This window comes from Devosia sp. A16, assembly GCF_001402915.1.
In the GTDB taxonomy this organism is placed as follows: Bacteria; Pseudomonadota; Alphaproteobacteria; order Rhizobiales; family Devosiaceae; genus Devosia_A.
The window spans coordinates 109,962-135,416 of record NZ_CP012945.1; the positions used below are offsets into that span (position 1 = coordinate 109,962).

The 25,455-nt window shown below is 65.8% G+C and carries 22 protein-coding genes; 7 read left to right on the top strand and 15 right to left on the bottom strand.

All coding sequences use genetic code 11. The annotated features are described in order from the left end of the window. Window positions 1-93: 93 nt before the first annotated feature. On the bottom strand, window positions 94-1,224 hold the full coding sequence (locus APS40_RS00500) for a DUF2336 domain-containing protein (protein WP_055045197.1): 1,131 nt from the start codon (window positions 1,222-1,224) through the stop codon (window positions 94-96). A gap of 405 nt (window positions 1,225-1,629) precedes the next feature. Next, entirely contained in the window at window positions 1,630-3,801 is a 2,172-nt protein-coding gene (gene katG / locus APS40_RS00505) for a catalase/peroxidase HPI (RefSeq protein ID WP_055045198.1), read from the bottom strand. Window positions 3,802-3,980: 179 nt separating this feature from the next. Between katG and APS40_RS00510 the strand changes: the two genes are divergently transcribed. Beyond that, window positions 3,981-4,874, top strand: a complete 894-nt coding sequence (locus tag APS40_RS00510; protein WP_055045199.1) for a hydrogen peroxide-inducible genes activator — start codon at window positions 3,981-3,983, stop codon at window positions 4,872-4,874. Window positions 4,875-5,003: 129 nt separating this feature from the next. Here the strand turns inward: APS40_RS00510 and APS40_RS00515 are convergent, their stop codons facing one another. From APS40_RS00515 to rarD, 3 genes are all read right to left on the bottom strand, one after another. Continuing rightward, entirely contained in the window at window positions 5,004-5,417 is a 414-nt protein-coding gene (locus APS40_RS00515; protein ID WP_197279402.1) for a c-type cytochrome, read from the bottom strand. A 449-nt stretch (window positions 5,418-5,866) separates the two neighbouring features. Next, on the bottom strand, window positions 5,867-6,448 hold the full coding sequence (locus APS40_RS00520) for an MOSC domain-containing protein (protein ID WP_055045200.1): 582 nt from the start codon (window positions 6,446-6,448) through the stop codon (window positions 5,867-5,869). After that, a complete protein-coding gene (gene rarD / locus APS40_RS00525; protein ID WP_055045201.1) occupies window positions 6,445-7,353 on the bottom strand; it encodes an EamA family transporter RarD in 909 nt (302 codons plus the stop codon). The genes APS40_RS00520 and rarD overlap by 4 nt, the downstream gene beginning before the upstream one ends. 159 nt (window positions 7,354-7,512) lie before the next feature. Here rarD and APS40_RS00530 point away from each other — a divergent pair, with 159 nt between their 5' ends. Then, a complete protein-coding gene (locus APS40_RS00530) occupies window positions 7,513-7,965 on the top strand; it encodes a host attachment protein (RefSeq protein WP_055045202.1) in 453 nt (150 codons plus the stop codon). A gap of 54 nt (window positions 7,966-8,019) precedes the next feature. Here the strand turns inward: APS40_RS00530 and APS40_RS00535 are convergent, their stop codons facing one another. Both APS40_RS00535 and APS40_RS00540 read right to left on the bottom strand, forming a co-directional pair. Next, entirely contained in the window at window positions 8,020-8,532 is a 513-nt protein-coding gene (locus APS40_RS00535) for a hypothetical protein (RefSeq protein WP_055045203.1), read from the bottom strand. A gap of 85 nt (window positions 8,533-8,617) precedes the next feature. Next, window positions 8,618-9,052: a rhodanese-like domain-containing protein gene (locus APS40_RS00540; RefSeq protein WP_055045204.1), complete on the bottom strand. Its 435-nt coding sequence runs from the start codon at window positions 9,050-9,052 to the stop codon at window positions 8,618-8,620. Between the two features lie 97 nt (window positions 9,053-9,149). Between APS40_RS00540 and ftrA the strand changes: the two genes are divergently transcribed. Continuing rightward, window positions 9,150-10,121, top strand: coding sequence for a transcriptional regulator FtrA (ftrA, locus tag APS40_RS00545; RefSeq protein WP_055045205.1), 972 nt, complete (start codon window positions 9,150-9,152; stop codon window positions 10,119-10,121). A gap of 212 nt (window positions 10,122-10,333) precedes the next feature. Here ftrA and APS40_RS00550 read toward each other — a convergent pair whose 3' ends face one another. Next, on the bottom strand, window positions 10,334-11,182 hold the full coding sequence (locus APS40_RS00550) for an alpha/beta fold hydrolase (protein WP_055045206.1): 849 nt from the start codon (window positions 11,180-11,182) through the stop codon (window positions 10,334-10,336). 114 nt (window positions 11,183-11,296) lie between these two features. Here APS40_RS00550 and APS40_RS00555 point away from each other — a divergent pair, with 114 nt between their 5' ends. Further along, a complete protein-coding gene (locus tag APS40_RS00555) occupies window positions 11,297-11,704 on the top strand; it encodes a VOC family protein (RefSeq protein WP_236884172.1) in 408 nt (135 codons plus the stop codon). Window positions 11,705-11,720: 16 nt separating this feature from the next. Here APS40_RS00555 and tam read toward each other — a convergent pair whose 3' ends face one another. Beyond that, window positions 11,721-12,485: a trans-aconitate 2-methyltransferase gene (gene tam / locus APS40_RS00560; protein ID WP_055045207.1), complete on the bottom strand. Its 765-nt coding sequence runs from the start codon at window positions 12,483-12,485 to the stop codon at window positions 11,721-11,723. 173 nt (window positions 12,486-12,658) lie between these two features. Between tam and argG the strand changes: the two genes are divergently transcribed. Beyond that, window positions 12,659-13,996 carry an argininosuccinate synthase gene (argG, locus tag APS40_RS00565; RefSeq protein WP_055045208.1) on the top strand — a complete coding sequence of 446 codons (1,338 nt, stop codon included), beginning with the start codon at window positions 12,659-12,661 and terminating at the stop codon, window positions 13,994-13,996. A 116-nt stretch (window positions 13,997-14,112) separates the two neighbouring features. On the opposite strand, the gene ettA is transcribed toward argG, so the two are convergent. Both ettA and APS40_RS00575 read right to left on the bottom strand, forming a co-directional pair. Further along, the gene (gene ettA / locus APS40_RS00570; protein ID WP_055045209.1) at window positions 14,113-15,768 is read right to left on the bottom strand and encodes an energy-dependent translational throttle protein EttA; all 1,656 of its coding nucleotides are present in this window, start codon (window positions 15,766-15,768) and stop codon (window positions 14,113-14,115) included. 78 nt (window positions 15,769-15,846) lie between these two features. Further along, on the bottom strand, window positions 15,847-17,610 hold the full coding sequence (locus APS40_RS00575; protein ID WP_055045210.1) for an SLC13 family permease: 1,764 nt from the start codon (window positions 17,608-17,610) through the stop codon (window positions 15,847-15,849). A 141-nt stretch (window positions 17,611-17,751) separates the two neighbouring features. On the opposite strand from APS40_RS00575, the gene APS40_RS00580 reads away from it, so the two are divergent. Next, the gene (locus APS40_RS00580; protein ID WP_055045211.1) at window positions 17,752-18,657 is read left to right on the top strand and encodes a TolB family protein; all 906 of its coding nucleotides are present in this window, start codon (window positions 17,752-17,754) and stop codon (window positions 18,655-18,657) included. 186 nt (window positions 18,658-18,843) lie between these two features. Here the strand turns inward: APS40_RS00580 and APS40_RS00585 are convergent, their stop codons facing one another. Further along, the gene (locus tag APS40_RS00585; protein WP_055045212.1) at window positions 18,844-19,320 is read right to left on the bottom strand and encodes an Lrp/AsnC ligand binding domain-containing protein; all 477 of its coding nucleotides are present in this window, start codon (window positions 19,318-19,320) and stop codon (window positions 18,844-18,846) included. Window positions 19,321-19,463: 143 nt separating this feature from the next. Between APS40_RS00585 and APS40_RS00590 the strand changes: the two genes are divergently transcribed. Then, complete coding sequence (locus tag APS40_RS00590) at window positions 19,464-20,480, top strand: 1-aminocyclopropane-1-carboxylate deaminase (RefSeq protein WP_055049497.1); 1,017 nt, start codon at window positions 19,464-19,466, stop codon at window positions 20,478-20,480. 163 nt (window positions 20,481-20,643) lie between these two features. Here the strand turns inward: APS40_RS00590 and APS40_RS00595 are convergent, their stop codons facing one another. From APS40_RS00595 to APS40_RS00605, 3 genes are all read right to left on the bottom strand, one after another. Further along, window positions 20,644-21,321 carry a DUF2461 domain-containing protein gene (locus tag APS40_RS00595; protein WP_055045213.1) on the bottom strand — a complete coding sequence of 226 codons (678 nt, stop codon included), beginning with the start codon at window positions 21,319-21,321 and terminating at the stop codon, window positions 20,644-20,646. Beyond that, the gene (locus tag APS40_RS00600) at window positions 21,318-22,970 is read right to left on the bottom strand and encodes a pentapeptide repeat-containing protein (protein ID WP_055045214.1); all 1,653 of its coding nucleotides are present in this window, start codon (window positions 22,968-22,970) and stop codon (window positions 21,318-21,320) included. The genes APS40_RS00595 and APS40_RS00600 overlap by 4 nt, the downstream gene beginning before the upstream one ends. A 156-nt stretch (window positions 22,971-23,126) precedes the next feature. After that, window positions 23,127-25,298 (bottom strand): FdhF/YdeP family oxidoreductase, encoded by a 2,172-nt coding sequence (locus APS40_RS00605; RefSeq protein ID WP_055045215.1) that lies wholly within the window; start codon window positions 25,296-25,298, stop codon window positions 23,127-23,129. Between the last annotated feature and the right edge of the window lie 157 nt (window positions 25,299-25,455).

Here is a 25,455-nt window from a genome sequence, read left to right on the forward strand (position 1 = left end):
GGTCGCCACGGGCAAGGCCCATCTCCACAGAGATCCGCCTCGACGAAAAACGGCGGCCCTTGCGGACCGCCGTTGAAGTTGGACAGGCTTGGCTCAGGCGGCGCCGACGACATCCTCGTTGGGAAGCCGGCGACGGAAGGCATGGGTGCGCCACAGCTCGAAGATACCGACCGCTTCGTCCTTGCTCAGCGCCTCGAAGCGCCGGCGGACATTCTGCAGGTCGGCCTGGCTGGGCAGGTCGCGCCACGGCATCGAGGCGATCATCGCCTCGAACAGGTCGGGCTGGATGCCCAGGGCCCGCAGCGCCACGGTGATCGCCACATAGTCCTGCATGGCGAGCCACTTGACGAAGACTTCCGGGCCGACGCGCAGCAGCATGGTGAGCGCCGCGGCGGTGTGGTGGCCATAGCCGAAGCGGGCGAAGCGCACCAGCGCGCGCTCGTCGAGCTGCTTCCGATCGGACAGCGCCTTCACCTGGTTGTAGGCGACCTTCCACTCCTGGCTGGAGAAGCCGGCGCGGTTGCGCATGCGGTTGTAGACCACCGCCTGCACCTTGCCGACGGTCACCGGATCGACGCGCGGGTCGATGCGCGACATGGTCTCGCGCACCTGGTCGCCGACCGCCTCGATCTTGCCGCCCAGGCTCTTCCAGTCGAGATCCTCGCGCCCCCTGAGATCGGCGGCGATGGCTGCGTCCGAGGCGGCCCGCTCGGCCAGACGCTCCAGCGCCTGCTGGCCGATCTCGGCATTGGCGTTGCGCACCAGCTTGATCACCGAGGCGGTCTCGCCATGCTCGACAATGGCTTCGCCCACCCGCTCGGGCACCTGCGTGCGGCCGGCAATGGCCACGCGATGCTCTTCGGACTGGTTGGCGATGATCTCGATCAGGTCGTCGTCGCTCAAAACGTTGGAGAACTCGAGCAGCGGCTGGGCCACTTCGATCTCGTCATTGGCGAGCTTGACCACAACATTGCCCGGCGCCCGGTCCAGCGGAGCCAGAAGCTTGGCCACGTGCACCCGCGCCTCGGATTCGACCAGTTCGGCCAGCTGGCACAACACCTCGTCGTACTGCGCGACCTGCTCGTCATCGCAGCGATCCGACACATAGGAGTAGAGCTGGGCCATGTTACGGAACAGCTGGTCGCGTTCCACGATGTTGGAGTCACCATTGAGAACCCGGAACGTCGAGAACGCTCGGGTGGTGCCTTCTTCCATCTCAGTCATGTCACTTCCCTCCGGCTTCTGCCGTACCGAAGCAGATTGGCCTTGAGTTAAGTGCGGCGGCTGAAGGTAAGGCCGGGCATTTGATTCAAATTGCGCGGAGTTTGGCGAGGCCGCGTTAGTCACCGGCCTGGCCCTCATCTCCCCCTCGCGGGGGAGAATGGAATTTCTTGGGCTTAGCCCTTCGCTAAGTCCTAGAAATTCCAAGAGGGGGACGTGGAGGGCACTGTCTCTCCTCCCCACCGCATGTCATCCCTGCGAAAGCAGGGACCCAATTCTCCACCGCGCCAGCGGCGCGATGGGTCCCTGCTTTCGCAGGGATGACACCGGTGGTGGGGCCAACAACTGAGCCCCACACCTTCGGACTTGGCCGACGGCCAAGTCCAGTTTCCCGACGGACAGCGCCGACTAAACCAGATCGAACCGATCGGCGTTCATCACCTTGACCCAGGCCGCGACGAAATCGCGGGCGAACTTCTCGGTCGCATCCGACTGGCCATAGACCTCGGCGATGGCGCGCAGCTGCGAATGCGAACCGAAGATCAGGTCGACACGGGTGGCGGTCCAGCGCGGCTCGCCGGTCACCCGGTCGACGCCCTGGTAGACGCTGTGATCCTCCGACGCCGGCCGCCACCTGGTGCCCATGTCGAGCAGGTTGACGAAGAAGTCGTTGGTCAGCGTTCCCGGCCGCGTGGTCAGGACGCCATGTTCCGGCTGGCCGGCCTCGAGGGCGCGGAGGCCACCCACCAGCACGGTCATTTCCGGCGCGGTGAGGCCGAGCAGCTGGGCGCGATCGACCAGGTTCTCTTCCGGCGACAGGCGCTGGCGCCCGCTCCAATAGTTGCGGAAGCCATCGGCCGTCGGCTCGAGCGGCGCGAACGAAGCGGCGTCGGTCTGCTCGGCCGTCGCATCGGCGCGGCCGGGGGTGAACGGGACCGTGAGATCGAGCCCGGCATCCCTGGCCGCCTTCTCGATGCCCACCGAGCCGGCAAGGACGATCAGGTCGGCCAGCGATACCGGCTTGCCGAACTCGGCCTGGATGGCCTCGAGATGGCCGAGCACCTTGCCCAGCTGCTCGGGCTGGTTCACTGCCCAATCCTTCTGCGGCGCAAGCCGGATGCGGGCACCGTTGGCGCCGCCGCGCATGTCGGAACCGCGATAGGTCGAGGCCGAAGCCCAGGCGGTGCTCACCAGCTCCGACACCGTAAGGCCGGTGGCGAGAATCTTCGCCTTCAGCGTCGCAATGTCCGCCTCGTTGACCACCTCGTGCGTCCAGGCCGGGATCGGATCCTGCCAGATCAGGTCTTCCGCCGGCACTTCCGGGCCGAGATAGCGGACCTTGGGGCCCATATCGCGGTGCGTCAGCTTGAACCAGGCGCGGGCGAAGGCGTCGGCGAACTGGTCAGGATTCTCGAAGAAGCGGCGCGAGATCTTCTCGTATTCCGGGTCGAACCGCAGCGCCAGGTCGGAGGTCAGCATCGACGGAGCGTGACGCTTGTCCTTGTCATGCGCGTCCGGCACCGAGTTGGCGCCCATGCCGTGCTTGGGCGTCCACTGATGGGCGCCGGCGGGGCTCTTGGTCAGCTCCCACTCGTAGCCGAAGAGGTTCCAGAAGAAGTTGTTGCTCCATTTCGTCGGGGTGGAGGTCCAAGTGACTTCGAGCCCTGAACCGATGGCATCGCCACCCTTGCCGGTGCCGAACTTGTTGACCCAGCCGAGCCCCTGCTCTTCGATCGCCGCCGCTTCCGGCTCGACCCCGACGAGCTTGGCGTCGCCCGCGCCGTGCGTCTTGCCGAAGGTGTGGCCGCCGGCGATCAGCGCCACGGTCTCTTCGTCGTTCATCGCCATGCGCGCGAAGGTGTCGCGGATGTCGCGGGCGGAGGCCAGCGGATCCGGGTTGCCGGCCGGGCCTTCCGGGTTGACGTAGATGAGACCCATCTGCACCGCCGCCAGCGGGCTTTCGAGATCGCGCTCACCGCCATAGCGCTCCTCGTCGGAGAGCCACTGGCCTTCCTTGCCCCAATAGATGTCGAGCTCGGGTTCCCAGGTGTCGGCGCGGCCGCCGCCGAAGCCGAAGGTCTTGAAGCCCATCGATTCGAGCGCGACGTTGCCGGTGAGGATCATCAGGTCGGCCCACGAGATGGCGGAGCCGTATTTCTGCTTGATCGGCCACAGCAGGCGCCGCGCCTTGTCGAGGTTGACGTTGTCGGGCCAGCTGTTGAGCGGCGCGAAGCGCTGCTGCCCGCCGCCACCGCCGCCGCGGCCATCGGCCATGCGATAGGTGCCGGCGCTGTGCCAGGCCATGCGGATGAACAGCGGACCGTAGTGCCCGAAATCGGCCGGCCACCAGTCCTGCGAGTCGGTCATCAGCGCCGTCAGGTCAGCCTTCAGCGCCTCGAGGTCGAGCGTCTTGAACGCCTGCGCATAGTCGAAGGCCGAACCCATCGGGTTGGACAGCGCCGTGTGCTGGTGCAGCACCGACAGATCCAGCTGGTTCGGCCACCAGTCACGATTGCTGCGGCCCGCGCTGCCATGCGGCACCGGGCACTTGCCCGCACCACCTTCGTTCGCTGCGTCCATGGTCGTCTCCGTACGTCTCGAGTTGTCTTGCGATAGGGCTTCCAGGTGACGCGACGGTGACTGCTCGCGCGCCTGGTCGCGAACAGCTTCGGCTCCACACTTTGGAATGGCTTCATCCTGGCCCAAACCATGCGGATAATGCCAATTGATTGCGCTACTCAGCATGATAATCTTAGCTTATGATCACACTTCGGCAGATGCAGTATGCCGTGGCTTTGGCGGAAGCCGGCCATTTCGGCCGCGCCGCCGAGCGCAGCCACATCACCCAGCCCGGCCTCAGCCAGCAGATCCGCCAGCTCGAAGAGCTGTGCGGCGCCCCCCTGTTCGACCGGCTCGGCAAATCGGTGCGGCTCACCCCGCTCGGTCGTGAATTCATCGAGCGGGTTCGCCCTATTCTCGAGCAGAGCGAAGCACTGCTGTCGTTCGTCAGCGGCCAGCGCGGCAACCCGGCCCGACCGCTCCGGCTGGGCGTCATTCCCACCGTCGCGCCCTACCTGCTGCCACACGTGTTTCCGGCGCTGCAGCGCGAACTGCCCGGACTGAGCTTCACCGTCTCGGAGAGCCGCACCGATGCGCTGCTCGAAGGGCTCGCCGACGGCAGCCTCGACCTTGCCTTGATCGCCAGCGAACCCAAGCCGGGCGGCCCGCGCCTCGCCGCCGCCCCGCTGTTTGCCGATGAGTTCGTGCTGGCCACCGGCGCCGCCGACAGTGCCGAAGACCCGGTCCCCCTGGCGGAGATCGACAGCGACCGCGTGCTGCTGCTCGACGAGGGCCACTGCTTCCGCGACCAGGCCATCGCCGCCTGCGCGCTCGACCCGGACGTGGCCCGCCGCACCTTCGCCGCCACCTCGCTCTCGACCATCGTCGAGTTCGTCGCCAACGGCCAGGGCATCACGCTGCTGCCCGAGATCGCCCTCAAAAAGGAAGCCACCGGCGACCGCATCCGCATCCACCGCCTGCAATCGCCTGGCGCGCGCCGGCTGCTGTCCCTGGTGTGGCGCGAGGCCACCCCGTTCGGCGCGGTGTTCGAACAGGTAGCGGAGACGATCCGGCGAGCAAGGCCGACGGTTTAGGCGATGACTACCATCCATCTCTTCGTCCATCACTTCAACGACCACCGCTCACGGCACCGCGTCATGACCGCGCGATGGCGGATTGACTGAGGATCCGGGGGGCACGCTGACGGCGCGCCCCCCGCTGGCTCACTGCTGTATGGTCTCGATGTAGTCGACCAGTGCGACGATGCGCGCACGTACCAGGAGCTCAGTCCCGAACGGTCCGGCCGCCTGCCCGATCTCCCTCGAAAACGTATCACCCCAAATGGGCATGACCGGTGTTCCGTGTGCCCTGATGGACGCACGCCCATCTATGGTCTGGAACACCCGAAGGTACGGGAAGACACCATCATTCGTCTGGCTGAGCTTGGTCAGATCAGGCGGCCTGACGGTCAGGACGTCGGCAAACTCGCCGCCGCCTCGACCGTCCATGCCGTGACACGCAGCACAAGCCACGCGGAAGGCCTCGGACCCGACCGAGTTTTCCTGAGCCACGACCGGCGTGACCAGGCAAAGCCCTGCAAGAATGCCGAGGCGAGTAATCAAGTCACGAGCACTCAACGTCTCCTCCGCTGGTAGTGTTGCTCGCCCCTTTCTGGGCCGAGACCAACACGCTCTGAGCTTGTTCCCCGGCGTTGTGTAGCGGGTTGACCTAGATCAAGCCCTTGAAAACTCAGCCTACGATGTGCTGGCGGCCTCTCGACTCGTGGGCCCCCGACCGCATCGTTTGACAAGCATCAATCTGCCCATGCCGGCTCGGCACTAGCCTTTCGGGGTTGAGCAATGGAGCCGGCGCAGGCTGCCGGGGTGTTTTGGCGCCGCCTTCGAAACAGTATATGTGAGCCAAGTGCCCGGCTCGAAACGCCCGATGGCAACCGATTTCGCGCTATACAACACCGAATTTGGGGCACGTGCGAAGCGTCTGTACGAACCACCTGACGGCTGCACAACCAGGGCGCAGCCAGGTCTTGCTTCCTTGGTGGCCTCGCCTGTCCATATCCGGGCTCGCCCTATCCCGGATAGGCGGCCTGCCGCCAGGTGCGCACCTTCACCGCGTCGCCGGGTCGGATCGCCCCCTCGCGCTCGACCCAGCCGACCAGTCCGCGCTTGCCCATCGCCGCCTTGACGAAGCCGAACTCGAGGTCGGCTCGCCCCGGAACCTGCGCCGCGATGGTTCTGCCGGTCTTGCGGCACGGGTCGTTGTCCCCGTCGACGCGGATCGTCGCGCCGGAGGGAAACATCAGCAGGCTGCGCGGCGGCAACCGCGTCAGATGCGGGATGCCCGAGAGCACCAGGTTGGCGCCGACCCATTCGCCGAGGATCTGCGGCAGGCTGAGCGTCATGGCGATCTCAGCCAGTTCCTCGGCGCTGAGGATCGACAGCTGCCGTTCGTTCCGCATCGGCGTGCCACGCGGATACCACGGCTCGCGCGCTCCGCTCGGACGCACCAGCCCCTCGTGCCGATCGCCGACGACGCCGGCATAGGTCAGCATCAGCTCCGGTCGGGCCGTCGACGCGACCGCCGCCGTTTCGACCACGAACGTGCCGTCGACCCGGCCGTTGAGCGTCAGCGCCGGTATCGGCTCCGTCATGCCATGGCCCGTCGACGGCGCACCACGGAATCGGCGGTGTAGACGATCAGCGACACCCAGATCAGCGCGAAGCTGCCGAGCCGCACCGCATTCAGGTGCTCGCCGAACAGCGTGATGGCGAGGATGAAGGTGATCGAGGGGGCGATATATTGCAGCATGCCGACGGTGGTCATCTTCAGCCGCTGCACGGCGAACGCAAACAGCAGCAACGGCACCACCGTCGCCGGTCCGGTCAGCGCCAGCAACGACAGCGAGTACGGGTCGCCATGCCAGCCGATGCCGCCGTCGCGCACGAAACTGTAACCCAGGAACGCGATGGCGATCGGCGCCAGCACCATGGTCTCGACGAACAGCCCCGGCGCCGAGCCGACCTTGGCGGTCTTGCGCAGGTAACCATAGACCGCGAAGGTCAACGCCAGGCCGAGCGCCACATAGGGGATGCCGCCGATCGATACGGCCTGGATGCCGATGGCGACCGCCGCAATGGCGATGGCGACCAGCTGCCAGCGGTTGAGCCGCTCGCCGAGCAGCAGCACCCCGGTCGCCACGTTGACCAGCGGCAGGATGAAGTAGCCGAAACTGGCTTCCAGCACCTGCCCGGTCTCGACCGCAAAGATATAGATCAGCCAGTTGGCGCCCAGGATCAGCGCCGCCAGCGCCATTGAACTGACGGTGCGCGGGTCGCGCAGCGCCGCGCGCACCTCGGCCATGCGGCCGCCCAGGATCATGATGACGCCCAGCACCAGCAGCGACCACAGCGTGCGGTTGGCGACCACTGTGGCCGCGCCCACGTGGTTGAGCAGGTTGAACAGCAGGGGCAGGAAGCCCCACAGCACATAGGTCGCGACGCCCGCGGCAAGTCCGCTTTCGCTGCTCGTGTTGTGGGTGCTGGTGAGGGCCGCCAAAGCCTGTCCTTCCGGGCCGGAGAGCCGCCTTCTAGCAGCGCCCCTGCTCTTCCGACAAATGAGAGTTTGTGATTGGGGCGACAATCCGCCTTGATGGGGATCAAACCAAATCCCCACATCCAGCGTTAGCATCCTGTACCCCACTAAAAGGAGCACGCCATGAAAGCCAAGGTCACCTGGATACTCATCGCCGATGGAGCGACGGCCAAGGTGTTCGAGCATACCGGTCCCGGCAAGGGCTTGCGCGCCGTCGACGACCTGATGTTCGAACAGACGCCGCTGAAGGCCGGAGAGATCATGGCGGACCGGCCCGGACGCAGCATCTCCTCAATGGGCAGCGGCGGCCGCAGCGCCATGGAATACTCGTCGGATCCGGTCGCGGTGCGCGAGCGGCGCTTCGTCGAGAACGTCGCCGAAGAGCTCGACCGCAAGCACCAGCAGCGGGCTTTCGACCAGTTGATCATTGCTGCCGCGCCGACTGCTCTGGGCGACCTGCGCCCGGCCCTCAGCAAGGGCCTGCGCGAGACCATCATCGCCGAACTGCCCAAGGACCTCACCAACCTGCCGACCCCGCAGCTCGGTCAGCATTTCGACGGCCTGGTGGCGATCTGACGCCGGGACGAGCGCAGAGCAACAAGGGCGGCCAGTTGGCCGCCCTTTTTCCATTCACTCGGCGAATTGCACCGTCGCCAGCATCTGCCCGGCGCGGAACGCCGTCGACGTTCCGCCTTCGGGTGCACTCCAGTAAACGAACTGGCTCGAGCCGAACCCCGCCTGCACATAGTAGAAATTCTGGAACAGCAGCGCCCCGTCCGGAATCTGCACCTGGTACTCGATGACGTTCCAGGACTTGCCGCCGATATTCTCCAGCCGCTCGCCCACGATGGTCACGTTCTCCGGCTTGGCGTCGAGCGCCGCTGCGGCGGCATTGCTGAGGATCGCCTCGCGGTATTTCGCTACCGGCCACGCCGCGTTCTCGCTGATCACCGCAAAACCCATCGTCTCGTCGTTGGAGAAGTAGAGGAACTCCTGGTCGCCCGATGGCGTCTGCGTCGCCCAGCCGGTGGTGTCGACGCAGGCACTGAGCTTCACCTTGGTGCTGGTAATGGTTTCGCACGCCAGCGCCGGCGTGATGAGCAGCGCCGCCGAAGCGACGGCGCCGAGGAAGATGCGAGTCATGATCGAGCCCTTTTTGGCATTGGTTCGGGCCGAACTTGTGGTCGGAGCCGCGCTGCTGGCAAGCTCATTTGAGCGGTCGCAGAACTTATTCTGCGGCTTGGTAGACCGGCGGGTCGCCGGCAGCAGCGCCGGTCACCAGCGCAAACCCCTCGTCCTGCCAGCCGGTGACCCCGCCGATCATCAGCTTCACCGGCAGCCCGAGTTCCGCCAGCCGCAGCGCCCCCTTGTCTGCGCCGTTGCAATGCGGCCCGGCACAGTAGGTGACGAACAGCGTTCCCACCGGCCACTCCGCCATCCTGCGGGCGGTGATCTTGCCATGCGGAAGGTTTATCGCGCCAGGCACGTGCCCCGCCGCATAAAGCATCGGGCTCCGCACATCGAGCAACACGAAATCGGCGACGCCGCGGCTCAGGGCGTCATGGACATCCCAGCAATCGGTCTCGAACCCGAGCTTGCGGGCAAAGTGCTGCAGCGCCTCGGCGGATGCTGCAGCTGGAACAAGGGCAACGTTGCTCGGCATTGAAGCCTCCTCGGCAATTGAGATGGCGAGAACTTGCCGGAAACCGGCGAGGACGGTCAGTGGCGGGAATGCCAATATGCGGTAATATCTCGCCATCATGAGCACCCCAAACCGACACGTCGCCATCCTTGCCTACGACCAGCTCTGCATGTTCGAGTTCGGCATCGCCGTCGAAGTCTTCGGCCTGGCGCGGCCCGAGTTTGCCCATCTCGACTGGTACACCCACGAGATCGTCGGCATCGAACCCGGCCCCTACCGCGCCAGTGGCGGCATCATCGTTGCCGCCAACCACGATCTCGGCCGGCTCGAGCAGGCCGGGCTGATCGTCGTGCCGGGCTGGCGCGGCGCCATGACTCCGGTGCCCGAACCATTGATCGCGGCGCTCCGCGCCGCCCATGCCCGCGGCGCTCGCATTGCAACGCTCTGCTCAGGCGTGTTCGTGCCGGCGCGATCCGGGCTGCTGGATGGCCGACGCGCCACCACTCATTGGCGCTACGCCGAAATCCTCCGCTCGGAGTTCCCATCGGTCGAGGTGCTGCCCGACATCCTCTACTCCCAGGATGGGAACCTCTTCACCGCGGCCGGCTCGGCGGCCGGCATCGACCTCTGCCTTCACATCGTGCGCCAGGATTTCGGCGCCGAGATCGCCAACACCGTCGCCCGCCGCCTGGTGCTGCCGGCGCATCGCGACGGCGGCCAGGCGCAGTTCGTCGCGAGGCCGATGGCAAAGGAGCGCCGCGGCCGGATCGGGCCGCTGCTCGATACGCTGCGACAGCGCCTGAACGAGGACTGGAGCATCACCCGGATGGCTGCCCTCGCAAGGCTTTCCGAGCGCAGCTTGATTCGACACTTCAACGACGCCACCGGCCTCAGCCCGCTCACCTGGCTGATCGCCGAACGGGTGGAGCGCTGCAAGGAGCTGCTCGAAACCACCGATTTCGGCCTCGACGCCATCGCCGACGCCTCAGGCTTTCGCAGCCAGGAAACCCTGCGTCACCATTTCCGCAACCGCACCGGCGTCAGCCCGAGCGCGTTCCGGCGCAGCTTTGGGAGGATGGCGGCGGAGTAGAGCGCCATCGGCTGGTTCTGTGCCCGGCAACCCCTCACCCGTCTCGGCCTAGCGGCCGAGCCACCCTCTCCCCCGACGGGGAGAGGAACAGAGGTGATCACCGTTGCCGCAGGATTCTTCTCCCCGTCGGGGAGAAGGTGGCCCGAAGGGCCGGATGAGGGGAAAGCCACGGTATCGTGTAACGAGCAACTTGACCCGTGACAGACTGACCGTCAGTCCTCGCCCTCATCCCCATCGTCCTCGCCCTGCCCGGTCACCGCCTCGAGGAACTCGAACAGGATCGGATCGAACAGGTCGGGCCGCTCGAGGCTGGGGAAGTGCGCCGTATCTTCCAGCACCACGGCGAAGGCGTTCTCCAGCTCTTCGCTCAGGTCTTCGTGGATGGCGACGATGTCGGAGCAATCGAGCTCGCCGACCACCAGCAGTGTCGGGGCGGTGATCGCCGCGAGGTTGTGGAACGCCGGTTCCGGCCGCTCTTCCTGGGTCAGCGGCGCATGATTGAGGTGAATCTCGTTCATGGCGAGGAACAGCTCGCGCACCGGGCCGGTGACCCGTCCGGCCTCGCCATAGGGCCCATCGAGCCATTCATGCGCCTGGATGCGGTTGGCAGTGCTGATATTACCGCGCTCCCTCGCATACTCGAACGCCTCCTCGAGCTGCTCGACTTCCTCATCGACCTCATAACCCTCGGCCCCGGTCACCGAAGTGCCCATCAGCACCAATGCGATGGTCCGGTTCGGATGCTCGAGCGCAAAGTCGATGGCGAGCCCGCCGCCCATCGACGAGCCGACGAGGATCGCCGCATGCACGCTCAGCCGGTCGAGCACCGCTTCGAGATCGACCAGGTGGTTGAACGGCACGTCTGCCGTCTCGGTCTCGCCATAGCCGCGCCGGTCATAGCTGATGACGTGGTAGCCCTCGGCCGCCAACTGCCGCATCTGCTCAGCCCACATGCGCCGGTCGGTGACGCCGGAATGGAGAAACACCACCGGGATGCCGAAGCCGGCAGCTTCGCCGCGGATCAGCGCACCGTCGAAGTCGATTTCAAAGGGTGAGGTCATGGCAGGCGCCTTGAAAGGAAAGCGCGGCACTTAGCACCCCTGCCACAGTTATGCCAGACCGCTGGCCTGACGCCGCGACAGTCAATATGCTCTGCCATGCCACGGGGGGGAACCATGCTGAACCTGAACTTGCACCACGTCTCCGTCGTCGTGCGAGACCTCGACCGCGCGCTCGGCTTCTACCGCGATGTCCTCGGCCTGCAGCCGTTGCCTCGCCCCGACTTTCCGGTGCGCGGCGCATGGCTTTCGTGCGGGGAAAGGCAGCTTCACTTGGTCGTGCATGATGGGCAAACGCTTCGCAGCAGCGACAGCGTCGACAACAATGATGGGCACTTTGCCCTCAACACCAACGATTTCGACGCGGTCGTCGCTGCCCTCGCCGCCCATGGCTTCAGCGAGGCTGCCGCAGATGGCGATCCGCGCCGGCTGCTGGTTAAACGAAGCGGCGCCGCCGGGTTCGCGCAGCTCTACCTGCTTGATCCCGATCGCAACGTCGTCGAGATCAACGCGGCGCCGACGTGAAGCATCGACCGCACCGCTACTTCACCGCGACGATGAACAGCCGCGGGAAGCGCAGCAGCACTTTGCCATCCACCGTGCGCGGGTAGGCCTCGGCGATCAGCGCCAGATAGTGGGACAGGAACTCCTCGCGCTCCGCCGCCGGCAGTGGATCGGTGAACGGCCGGAGCCCGGTTGCCTTCACCCACTCGACGATCGCCTCCGGCCCATCGAGCACATGGTTGTAGTCGCTGTGCCAGATCTCGATCCGCCGCACTGCCGGACGCAGGGCATCGTAATAGGTGCGCACCGGCGGCAATGGCGCCCGCGCCGCATCCTTCAGCCGCTCCGCCCATGGCCCCTCGGCGGCGAGCTTGCGCATCAGCTGGTGCGACGGCTCGCCGACATTGTCGGGCATCTGCACGGCCAGCACGCCACCTTCGGGCAGCGCCGTCGCCACGCTCTGCAGCGCCTCGATATGCCTTGGCACCCATTGGTAGATCGCATTGGCGAACACCAGTTCGGTCCCCGGCTCGGGCACCCAGCGCGAAGCGTCCGCCACATCGAACCGCGCCCCCGGCACCCGTTGCCGGGCCTCGGCCAGCATGTTGGGCGAGTTGTCGAGCCCGATCACCTCGGCTACGGGAAAGCGCTCCACCAGCAACTCGGTCGAATTGCCCGGCCCGCACCCCATATCGACCACCCGAGCCGGCGCCGCCAGCGGGACCTGCGCCAGGAGATCGCGCGCCGGCCGTGTCCGCTCGTCTTCGAACTTCAGGTAGCTGGAGGGTGACCAGTCAGCCATCTCGTAAATCCCTTTCGTTGCCAGCGTCTCATAGCAGCGCCGCGGAGGTTGTGAAACGCGAGGCGTGCTGCCCGGCAATCGATGCGCCCGCTGCTATGCGAGCCGCAGGAAATTTGTTATTCGCGCGGGCCAACAACATCCCGCCAAACCTTCGAGCCGACTGGAGTCCCCCCGTGAGTACGATCCTGAAGAGCCTGCCCAAGGGAGAAAAAGTCGGCATCGCCTTTTCCGGCGGCCTCGATACCAGCGCCGCGCTACTCTGGATGAAGCTCAAGGGCGCCAAGGTCTATGCCTATACCGCCAATCTCGGCCAGCCCGACGAGGCCGACTATGGCGAGATCCCGAAGAAGGCGATGGATTTCGGCGCCGAGAACGCGCGTCTCGTCGATTGCCGCACCCAGCTGGTGCACGAGGGCATCGCCGCCATCCAGTCCGGCGCCTTCCACGTCTCGACCGGCGGCCTGACCTATTTCAACACCACGCCGCTCGGCCGCGCCGTCACCGGCACCATGCTGGTGTCGGCCATGCAGGAAGATGGGGTCAACATCTGGGGCGACGGCTCGACCTTCAAGGGCAACGATATCGAGCGCTTCTACCGCTACGGCCTGCTGACCAACCCGAACCTGCGCATCTACAAGCCCTGGCTCGATCAACAGTTCATCGACGAGCTGGGCGGCCGCTCCGAGATGTCGGCCTTCCTCACCGCGCACGGCTTCGCCTACAAGATGAGCGCCGAGAAGGCCTACTCGACCGACAGCAACATCCTCGGCGCCACGCACGAAGCCAAGGATCTCGAAAGCCTCGACAGCGGCATCAAGATCGTCAGCCCGATCATGGGCGTGCCGTTCTGGCGCGACGACGTGAACGTCCCGGCCGAGAAGGTGGTCGTGCGCTTCGCCGAAGGCCAGCCGGTTGCGCTGAACGGCCAGACCTTTACCGATCCGGTGGCGCTGTTCCTCGAAGCCAACGCCATCGGCGGCCGCCACGGCCTCGGCATGAGCGACCAGATCGAGAACCGCATCATCGAGGCCAAGAGCCGCGGCATCTACGAGGCGCCGGGCATGGCGCTGCTGCACATCGCCTATGAGCGCTTGGTCACCGGCATCCACAACGAGGATACCATCGAGCAGTACCGCATCAGCGGCATGCGGCTGGGCCGCCTGCTCTACCAGGGCCGCTGGTTCGACTCGCAGGCCCTCATGCTGCGCGAGACCGCGCAACGCTGGGTGGCCAACGCCATCACCGGCGAAGTGACGCTCGAACTGCGCCGCGGCAACGACTACTCGATCCTCAACACCGAGAGCCCGAACCTCACCTATGCGCCGGAACGGCTGAGCATGGAAAAGGTCGAGGACGCGCCCTTCACGCCCGCCGACCGCATCGGCCAGCTCACCATGCGCAACCTCGACATCGCGGACACGCGGGCGAAGCTGGACCTCTATGCCAAGACAGGGCTGATCTCGCTGGGCGAAGGCGGGGATATGCTCCGCCTCGAGGGCGAGAAGGACTGACCTGGCGGGGCGGCTCCGGCTCCCTTGCTCGCAGGCCCCCTGTCCCAGCCACTAACCCACAAAGCAAAAAGGGCGGCGTCACCGACGCCGCCCTTTTCTCAGATTGAAGCGCCGCGTTACCGCGTCAGCTTCTTGTACGTGACCTTGTGATTATTCACCGAGTCCGCACCCAGGCGCCGGATCTTGTCCTGCTCATAGTCCTGGAAGTTGCCCTCGAACCACTCGAAATGGCTGTCGCCTTCATAGGCCAGCATGTGTGTCGCCAGCCGATCGAGGAACATGCGGTCGTGGCTGATGATCACGGCGCAACCGGCGAATTCCTCCAGCGCCTCTTCGAGCGCCGCGAGGGTTTCGGTGTCGAGATCGTTGGTCGGCTCGTCGAGCAGCAGCACGTTGGCGCCCGACTTCAGCATCTTGGCGAGATGCACGCGGTTGCGCTGCCCGCCTGAGAGGTTGCCGACCTTCTGCTGCTGGTCGGCGCCCTTGAAGTTGAAGGCCGAGGTATAGGCGCGCGAGTTCATCTCGCGCTTGCCCAGCATCAGGATCTCGTTGCCGCCCGAGATTTCCTCCCACACCGTCTTGTTCGGTGCGAGCGTGTCGCGGCTCTGGTCGACATAGCCGAGGTTGACGTTGTCGGCGATGGTGATCTCGCCGGAATCCGGCTTTTCCTGCCCGGTGATCATACGGAACAAAGTCGACTTGCCGACGCCGTTCGGGCCGATGACGCCAACGATGCCGCCCGGCGGCAGCTTGAAAGTCAGATTGTCGATCAGCACCCGGTCGCCATACGACTTGGTGACGCCCTCGATATTGATGACGTTCTGGCCCAGCCGCTCGCCCGGCGGGATGATGATCTGCGCCGTCGACGACTGCGTACGCGCCTCGTTCACCTTCACCAGTTCGTCATAAGCGCGGATACGCGCCTTGGACTTGGCCATGCGGGCCTGCGGGCTCTGGCCCATCCATTCGCGCTCACGCTCCAGCACCTTGGCGCGGGCCGCATCTTCCGACTGCTCCTGCGCGAAGCGCTTGGCCTTGGCATTGAGATAGGCCGAGTAGTTGCCCTCGTAGGGCACGCCGCGGCCGCGATCGAGCTCGAGGATCCAGCCGGTGACGTTGTCGAGGAAGTAGCGGTCGTGGGTGATGATCAGCACCGCGCCGGGGAATTCGCGCAGGTGATTTTCGAGCCACGCCGTGGTCTCGGCGTCGAGATGGTTGGTCGGCTCGTCCAGCAGCAGCAGGTCGGGCTTCGACAGCAGCAGGGCGCAGAGCGCCACGCGCCGCTTCTCGCCGCCTGAGAGGTTGTTGACGTCGGCATCGCCCGGCGGGCAGCCCAGCGCCTCCATGGCGACCTCGACCTGGCTGTCGAGATCCCAGAGGTTCTGGCTGTCGATGATGTCCTGCAGCTTGGTCGCCTCGTCGGCGGTTTCGTCGGAATAGTTCATCATCAGCTCGTTATAGCGATCGATGACGTCCTTCTTCTCCTTGACGCCGGTCATGACGTTGCCCTTGACGTCGAGCGCCGGATCGAGCTGCGGCTCCTGCGCCAGGTAGCCGACCTTGGCGCCGTCGGCCACCCAGGCCTCGCCGGTGAACTCGGTGTCGATGCCGGCCATGATGCGGAGCAGCGTGGACTTACCCGAGCCGTTCGGCCCCAGGACGCCGATCTTGGCGTCGGGGTAGAAACTCAGGTGGATGTTGTCGAGCACCTTCTTGCCGCTGGCGTAAGCCTTGGACATTCCGTGCATGTGATAGATGAACTGGCGCGCCATGAGGGCAATGCTCCCGCCGCTAAACCTTCAAATCGAGCGCCGTATGTAGGGGAACCCGCCGCGCGGGGCAACACCACCTCAGGTTAACGGCCAGACCAGCGACAGCAGCGGTACCGCGATGGCGACGACCAGCAGCGACAGCGGCAACCCCAGCCGCCAGTAATCACCGAACCGGTAGCCGCCCGGTCCCATCACCAGCGTGTTGCACTGGTGCCCGATGGGCGTGAGGAAGTCGCAGCCGGCCCCGATGGCGACTGCCATCAGGAACGCCTCGGGCCTCAGACCCAGGTCGGTGGCGAAGGTCGCGGCGATCGGCGCCATCACCAGCACCGTCGCCGCATTGTTGAGGAACGGCGTCACCGCCATAGCCGCGATGAGGATCACCGCCAGCGCCGCGATCGGCGGCAGGCCCATCGAGACCTGCCCCAACCAGGCGGCGATCAGGTCGGTGGCGCCGGTTGCGCGCAGCGAGTCGCTGACCGGGATCAGCGCCGCCAGCATAATCAGGATCGGCCCATCGAGCTGCCGGTAGATATCGCGCAGCGGCAACGCCCCACTGGCGACAATCAATACGGCAGCGGCAAAGAAAGCGATCGGCACCGGCGCCCAGCCGAGCGCCGTCACCAGCATGGCGGCCCCGAGAATGGCGATCGGCAGCAGCCGGTTGCGCACGCTGCCCAGTTGCAGGTTGCGCTCGGCGAGCGGCAGCGCATCGAGATCGCGCAGCTGCTCGCCCATCTGCGTGCGGCTGCCGCGCAGCAGCACCACATCGCCCTCCTCCAGCCGGATCTGCCCCAGCCGCTCGGAAAAGCGCCGCTCGCGCCGGCTGACGGCGAGGAGGTTGAGGCCGGTCCGCTCGAACAGCGCGAAGTCGCGCGCCGTGCTGCCCGCGAGCGGCGAGTTGGGCCCGATGATCGCCTCGATGGTGACGAGATCGAGCCCGGGCGCATGGGTGCGGTCCGACAGCGACAAGCCGCCCCGCTCGATCATCCCGTCCAGCGCTTCGGGCTCACCCTCGACGATCACCCGGTCGCCTTCGCGCAGCACCGCATCGGGAAACGGGGTGCGCCGCCCGCCCTTGGCCGAAACGATCGAGGTGACCATCGCCTTGCCGCCCGACATCTTGTGCAGGTCGCTGACGGTCTTTTCCAGCGCTGCCGAGTTCGGCCCGACGGTTGCTTCGGTGGTGTAGTTCTTGATCTCGATCGCCTCGCCCACCGCCAGCCCCTCGCGCTTGCGCTCCGGCAGCAGCCAATAGAAGAAGACGAGGAAGATCACCCCGGCGACGGCGAGCGCCAGGCCGACCGGGGTGAAATCGAACATGTGGAAGCTGGTGCCGGTCAGCTCCTCACGCACCCGCGACACGATGATGTTGGGCGAGGTGCCGATCTGCGTCATCAGCCCGCCGAGCAACGCAGCGAACGACATCGGCATCAGGAAGCGCGAGGGCGACACGCCCGAGCGCCGCGCCATCTGGAAGGCGATGGGGATCATGATCGCCAGCGCCCCGATGTTCTTGACGAAGGCCGAGAGCACCGCGACCACGGTAACGAGGATCAGCAGTTGCACCCGTGGCGCGGTGACGTTAGGCGCGATCCGCGCCAGCGCGATATCCATGATGCCCGAACGCGACACCGCGGCACTCACCACCAGCGCGCTGCCGACGATGATGACGATATCGTCCGAGAGCCCCGAGAACGCCTGCTCCGGCGGCACCACCCCGACCAGCACGGCGACGAGCAGCGCCAGCGCCGCCACCAGGTCATAGCGCAGCCTGCCCCAGACGAACGCCACCATCATCAGAGCGACGACGGCAAAGGACAGCAGTTGTGGCGGGGTCATACGGTCGGGCCTCCGGGTCGCCATGCATAACGCGCTTCGCACCGTCTACACCCCGTGACGAAAAGAAAAATCGCCGCAGGAACCATTCCGCTCAGTCCGACTCCGCTGCCACTATCGGGGAAACGCCGTGGAGGATTCGACGTGCCGCAACGCCCCAACTTCGCCCGTCGCGGCCGCAGCCTGCTGCCTGGCCAGGTCTCGGACCTGACCATCATCGATGCCGATGGCGGCAACCAACAGGTGCTGTTCACCGCCGACGAGATCATCGAGGCACCCAACTGGACGCCGGACGGCAGGACGCTGCTGTTCAATGCCGGCGGCGAGCTCTGGACCATCGCAGCCGACGGTACCGGTGAGATCGAGAAGCTCGATACCGGTCACCTCCACGATCTCAACAACGATCACGTGCTGTCGCCCGATGGCGCCACCGTCTATGTGAGTTCCGACGACGGCCACCTTTACGCCGTGCCGATCGCCGGAGGCACGCCACGCCGGGTATCGAACACCTACCCGCACCGCCACCACTACTACCTCCACGGCATCTCACCCGACGGCAAGACGCTGTCCTATGTCGGCATCAACGCCGTCGGCGAAAATCAGTGGGCCAAGGTGAACATCTGGACCATCCCGGCGGCCGGCGGACCGGACCGGCAACTCACCGACGTGCTGGTGCCCAATGACGGCGCCGAGTACTCGCCGGATGGGGAGTGGATCTGGTTCAACTCCGAGCAGAGCTCGCCTGGTCACGCCCAGATCTTCAAGATGCGCGCCGACGGCTCGGAGCTGACCCAGATCACCTTCGACGAACGGGTGAACTGGTTCCCGCATTTCGCCCCCGATGGGAACTCGATCGCCTATCTGAGCTACCCGCCAGGCACCCAGGGCCACCCGGCCGACAGAGACGTGATCCTGCGCCTGATGCGCCCCGACGGGGCGGGCACCCGCGACCTCGTCAGCTTCAACGGCGGCCAGGGCACCATCAACGTCAACTCCTGGGCGCCCGATAGCCGGCGGTTTGCGTACGTGGCGTATCCGGTGGGGGCATAAGCCTCACCACCGACTCGATCCAGCAGCTGGAGTCTCCCTCCCCCTTGTGGGGGGGATCAAGGGTGGGGGTGGCCCCACGCGCAGGTGCTGGGGCCCTCCCCCACCCAGCTGCGCTAAGGCTTCGCCTAGCTCCGCTACCCTCCCCACAAGGGAGAGGGAGACGGCCGGTGTCGGTGGCGCGCTCCCTCAGAACTCCAGCGCCCGGCAATCCACTACTTCCTTCATCACGAAGAAGGTCCTGGTCTGCCGTACCCCAGGCAGGCCGATCAGTTGCGTGCCGTGCAGGCGGTTGAAATCGGCCATGTCGCGCACCCGGATCTTCAGAAAATAGTCGAAGTCGCCGGCCACCAGGTGGCAATCGAGCACGAATCTCAGCTTCTGCACTGCGCTCTCGAACGCGGCAAAGCTCTCCGGCGTCGAACGATCCAGCACCACGCCGACCAGCACGAGCGTCCCGAGCTCGACCCTCTGCGGTGTCACCACCGCGCGAAAGCCCGATACGTAGCCGGCCTCGACCAGATGCTGGGTGCGCCGATGACAGGTCGCGGCGCTGACGCCGACCTCGGCTGCAAGATCGGCATTGCTGATCCGGCCATCGCGCTGCAGCGCGCGGAGCATCCTGAGGTCGATGCGATCTAGATCAGCATCGGAAGATTCTTTCATCTCTGCTCCAAAGATTGGCGGCAAATACACATACTTTCCGCCTCTTGCGACGGTGGTCGGCGTCCGGCGCCCCGACATTGAAAGCACCCTTCGCGCAACAATTGCTAGCCTTGAGTCACATTGATCTCAAGGACCAGGGCGCCATGAACCTCGCGAAGTTTCCCCGTTACCCGCTGACCTTCGGTAAAACGCCGATCGAGAAACTGGAGCGTCTCAGCGCCCATCTCGGCGGCGGCGTCGAGCTCTATGCCAAGCGCGAGGATTGCAATTCCGGCCTCGCCTTCGGCGGCAACAAGCTGAGGAAGCTCGAATACATCGTCCCCGATGCCATCGCTGCGGGCGCCGATACGCTGGTGTCGATCGGCGGCGTGCAGTCCAACCACACCCGCATGGTGGCGGCGGTCGCCGCCAAGATCGGTTTCAAGTGCCGCCTGGTGCAGGAGGCCTGGGTGCCGCACGAAGACGCGGTCTATGACCGCGTCGGCAACATCATGTTGAGCCGCATAATGGGCGCCGATGTGCGGCTGGTCGACGACGGCTTCGACATCGGCATCCGCGACAGCTGGAAGCAGGCCATCGCCGAGGTCGAAGCGGCGGGCGGCAAACCCTACCCGATCCCGGCCGGCGCCTCGGTGCACAAGTTCGGTGGCCTCGGCTATGTCGGCTTTGCCGAGGAAGTGCGGGCGCAGGAGGCAGAACTCGGTTTCCAGTTCGACTACGTTGTCGTCTGCACCGTCACCGGGTCGACCCACGCCGGGATGCTGGTCGGCTTTGCCGCCGATGGCCGTGCCCGAAAGGTCATCGGCATCGATGCTTCGTGCACGCCGCAGCAGACCCGCACCCAGGTGCTGGAGATCGCCCAGCGCACCGCCGAACTGGTCGAGCTCGGTCGTCCCATCGTCGGCGACGACGTCGTGCTGCTCGAGAACTATGCCTACCCGATCTATGGCGTGCCGTCGGCGGAAACCAAGGACGCCATCCGCCTCGTCGGCCGGCTGGAAGGCATGATCACCGACCCGGTCTATGAGGGCAAATCCATGCAGGGGATGATCGACCTGGTCGAAACCGGCTACTTCCCCAAGGGAAGCAAGGTGCTCTACGCCCACCTCGGCGGCGCCCCTGCACTGAATGGCTATGGGTATGCGTTCAGGAACGGGTGATCTGGGCAGGCAACTCACCTCCGGCGGTGCGGCTCTAGCGCCCCCTCTCCCTTGGGGGAGAGGGTTGGGGTGAGGGGGCCTTGCCGCAAACACAGAACGTGGGAAAGGCCCCCTCACCCGGCCTTCGGCCGACCTCTCCCCCAAGGGAGAGGTGACCGGTGCCCTACCCCGCCACCTCGGCAATCAGCCACCGCGCGATTGGCGCGGTGTTGGCGAAATGCTCGAGGCACACCTCGGCGAAATCGGGCCTTGCAGCAGCGCTCGCCGGCAATTCGATACCGGCGGTCAGCCCTTCATAAAGCAGGAACTCGGCCCTATCAGGGTCGGTCTCGAAACCGCGCGGCATCAGCTTCCGCGTCTTTTCGCCGATATTGTAGGCGCCCTTCGCCTTCACCGCCGCCACCGCCGCCACCAGCGCCTTGCCGGAACGCGGGTGGATGATCGACTGGCGGAAACTATCGAGCGTCTCCTTGTCGAAGCCGTACATGCCGGTGCCGAGAAACACCCGCTCCGCCTCGATATGCACGTAGAAGCCCGGCCGGTCCCAGCCGCGCTTGTCGCCATGCCAGAACCACAGCGCCAGATGCTGCTTGTAAGGGCGCTTGTCCTTGGAAAACCGGATGTCGCGGTTGATGCGCGAGATCGAACCATTGACCTTGGGGTCGAACTGCACTTCGGGGGAGATCGCCTTGAGCCTGGGGCCGATCTCGGCAACGAAGGCCTTGCCCGGTTCGACATAGCCGGCCTCGTACAGCGGCCGGTTGGCGTCGAACCAGGCCTTCTCGTTATGCGCCGCGATCCCCGCGAGGAACTCGAAGGTCTGTTTGGGAAAGCCGCTCACTCGAATGCTCCGACACGTGTGATCCGATAGGCCTGCTTGGCCTCGAGCCCGTCGAGCCACGCATCGGACCAGCGTGGATGACGGGCGAACTCCTCTGCGGCGAGCGGGGCAATCTCGAAGCGCTGCGGGAGGAAGCTGCCAGGCGCCGCCTGTTTGGCGAGGGTATCGAGGAAGCCGGCGTCGAACACGATGGCCCCGTCGAAATCGACGCTCTTCAGGTCTGCGCCGGTGAAATCCGCCACCCCGAAGATGGTGTTGCGGAACGTGCTGCCCGCCATGGAAGCACCGGCGAACGTGGTGTTGTGCACCACCGCACCGTCGAAGTTGATGCCGAAGCCGCGGCTGCCATCGAATGACACATGGTTCAGGATCGCGGCGGAGAAGTCGGCGCCGGAGAGCTGTGCCCCTTGCTTGAGCCCTTCCCCGCCGGTGATCGAGGGCAGTTCGCCCGCCGTGAACCGGGTATAGTTGATGTTGGCGTGACGGAAGCGCGCGTGCTCGAGGTAGGCGCCGTCGAATTCGGCGCCGACCAGCAACTGTCGATCGAAATTGGCAAAGCGCAGCGCGGCGAAGTGGAAGCGGATATTGCTGCCGGTGCTCGCCGAGCGCACCTCGGCAAAGCTGAAATCGGCGCCGTTGAGCGTAGAGAAGTCCGTGAGCCCGTTGGAGATCAGGAGCCCGATGATCTGCCCGCGCTCCGGCGATAGCGGCCGATCCGACATCACCCCATTCTGTTCGCCGGAAAACTGCACGGCGCCGCTCGCTGCATCGAGCTGCTGGCGCACCGTCGTCGACGCTGCAAGGTCGGTGCGACGCAGCAGGCCCGACGACATCAGCAGGTTCTCGTCGAGATCGGTCAGTGGGTTGCGGAGGTACCGGTAGGGTCGCGCTGCCGTGGTCGCCGCGATGATCCGGGCGCGCAAGCCCGGGCTCAGCAGCGCAATCGACGGCTGGTCGCCGGCATAGGTGTTGACCGCCGCCACCTCCTGCGCCACCTGCGCGCCGATCTCGAGGATTTCCGGCACGATCGAGGTCGAGCGCTGCGCTTCGCCCAGTTCGATCTGGCTCTGGATGAAGCGGTTCTGCTCCTCGATGCGGCTGTTCTGGTCCTGCATCAGCCCGATCTGGGTGCGCAGCAGCTGGTTCTGCTGGAACAGCAGCGCCGACCCCGCCAGCGCCGCAATGGCCGCGATGAAGGCGGTGATCGTCGCCATCAGCCAGCGCCGGGTCGACACCCAGGCGTAACGCGCCAGCACCAGCTCGGCGAGGTCGCGGGCCGACTCGGTCGCCTCGGCCACTTTCTGCAGCGCGGCAAAGCGCGCCACTTCCGAAAGCGGCCGGGCGAACCGCTCCATCTCGACTTCGCCGCGCCTGAACAGGCTTTGCCAGATCTGCCGCCGGAAAATCATCAGCACCGCGCTGACGACCAGCACCAGTACGAGGAAACCGAACAGCAGCCCGAACACCAGGCCGCCATTGGTGGTGATGAACTCCACCCCGAAGGTGGCGAGCGGGAAGCCGACGACGACGCCGATGATGAACACCACCAGCGCGATGCCCAGCGTCGCCATGGCGGCATTGAACGCCCTGGCGCGCTCACCGGGGCGGTCGATGTCCGGCGCCGGTTGCTCCTGCTTGTCGTCAGTCATCGTGTAGTCCCCGAACCCAGGAGAACATTATCCGAGTTCAGGGGGCCGGCAAGCTCGCGTGGGGGTGTCGCTCTTGGGCCGCGCACAGTTTGCTCTCGCAAACTCGGTGGGAGGAGACTTGGTGGCCCCCCATCACAGCAGCAATCCCCTCACACCCTACCCCTCGATCCACACCGGCACCGACTTGAACGCCGGTGTCCTGGAGCGCGGATCGACCGCCGTGCCGCAGAGCACATTGGCCTCGGGATAGTAGGCCAGCGCCGAGCCGCGCGGCAGGTCGAAGGCGGTGGCGGTGCCCTCCATCCGCCCGGTCTCCGAGGCGAGCGTCACGCGCTGTCCGTCGCGCACCCCGAAGGCCGCCATATCCTCGCGGTTGAGGAAGATGGCGTCGCGTCCGGCCTTCAGCCGGTAGCTGTCCCGCTCTTCGTAGATGATGGTGTTGAACTGCCCCTCGGAACGGACGGTAGCGAGGGTCAGCGGCGCCGGCGCCCTGGGCAGCGGCGTCACCACGAAATGCGCCTTGCCGTCCGGCGTGCCGAACTTCGGCGCATGCATCACCCGGTGCTTGATATGAAACTCGCGCCTGGCCACGTCGATGTCGGCCAGCTGCTCGAGCCCGGGCACGACTTTCGCAATGACTTCACGAACTTGCCGGTGTTCCTTGAATCGCTCGAACGGCACCGGGCTGTCCGGCAGCAGCAGCTTGGCGAGATCGCAGAGGATCACTGTCTCCGGCCGCACATTGTCGAGCCGCTCGATGCCGCCATCCGACAGGCGGAGGAAGTTGAACATCGATTCCTGCGTGGTCGGCGACCACTCCTCGTCGCGAGCGGTGACGGGAAGGATCAGCACTTCGCCCTCACCCAGGCCATGCACGTGCCCACGGTTCAGCGTGGTGGTGAGGAACAGCTTGAAGCCGATCGCCGCCATGGCGCGGCTGGCGAACGCCGTGTCGGGCGTCGCCCCCCAGAGGTTCCCGCCCATGATCACCGCGCTGTCGATCTGGCCGCGGGCGGCGGCTTCGAGCCCGGCCATGGTGTCGAGCCCCTTGGCCCGGCCGAGCGTCACGCCGAACGCCTGCTCCATCGCGGCGAATACCTGCTCGGAAACCACCGGCTTCACCCCGATGGTGCCGATGCCCTGGACGTTCGAGTGCCCGCGCAGCGGCAACAGCCCGGCATAGCGCTTGCCGATCATGCCGCGCAGCAGCGCCAGGTTGGCGATGGCTTCGACGTTCTCCACCCCATGCAGGTGGTGCGTCATCCCCATGCCCCAGGCGAACACCACGTTCTGCCGGTTGGCGTAGCGCGTGGCGACACGCTCGATCGCGGTCTGGGGCAGCCCGGTCATCGTCTCGATCTCGGACCATGAGACAGCATCGAGGTCAGCCCGCAGCGCCTCGAACTCGGCGGTGTGGGCCGCGATGAACGCCCGGTCCTCGGCCCCCGTGGCCAGCACCGCTTTCATCAGCCCCTTGAACACGGCGATGTCGGAGCCGATCCGCGGCTGCAGGTAGTCCGAGGCGATCTCGGTGCCGCCCGACAGCATGGAGGTCGGCGATTTGGGCACCGCGAATTTCACCAGCCCCGGTTCCTTCGCCGGGTTGATGACGATGACGTCGCCGCCACGATCGCGGCAATGCTTCAGCATGTGGATGAAGCGCGGATGGTTCGATGACGGGTTGGCGCCGATGACGAAGATCAGGTCGGCCCCGGTCAGGTCCTCGAGTTCGACCGTCGCCGTGCCCTTGCCGATGGTGGTCGCCAGCCCCTCGCTGGTCGCCTGGTGGCAGTAATACGAGCAGTTGTTGACGTTGTTGGTGCCCCATACGCGCGCCAGCAACTGGAACACGAAGCCGGCCTCGTTGGACGAACGGCCAGAGGAATAGAAGAAGCTGCGGTTGGGGTCGGTGACCTTGAGGTTCGCCGCCGCATGGGCGATGGCGAAATCCCAGTTCACCGGTTCGAACCGGTCGGCCCCGGCCGCCTTGAACAGCGGCGTATTGAGCCGTCCGAGCTTTTCCATTTCGCGGCCCGAAAGCTGCTGCAGGTCGCTCAGCGGATGGAGGAACGCCTCGTTCGGGATCGCCGGCTGGATGTCGGTCGATTGCGCCTGCACCGACTTGTTGCAGACCGAGGGGAACTCGCCGAGCTCATTGGTCATCCCGCCCTTCTGCCCGCCCATGCCGTAGGCACAGGCCTTGCAGGTATTGTGGGCGGTCAGCGCCTTGGCAGCCTTGCCGACGCCCATCCGGCGGATGGTATCGACCGTGTAGAGCAGCTTCTTGGGGCCGCCGCCGACGATGCGCGGCCTGTCGTCGATAGTCATGGGGTCTCCTCGTTGGGGTGAGGTTTAGCATGCTCAGGTGAACGCAAGAAGCACCGGTGCGAGCCGCCCCCCACCCCTGTCCTCCCCCTTGCGGGGAGGGGAAACAGGGGTGGGGCCACAGCCACCGGCAGACTTGATGTCCTTTTCTGTCCGCTCC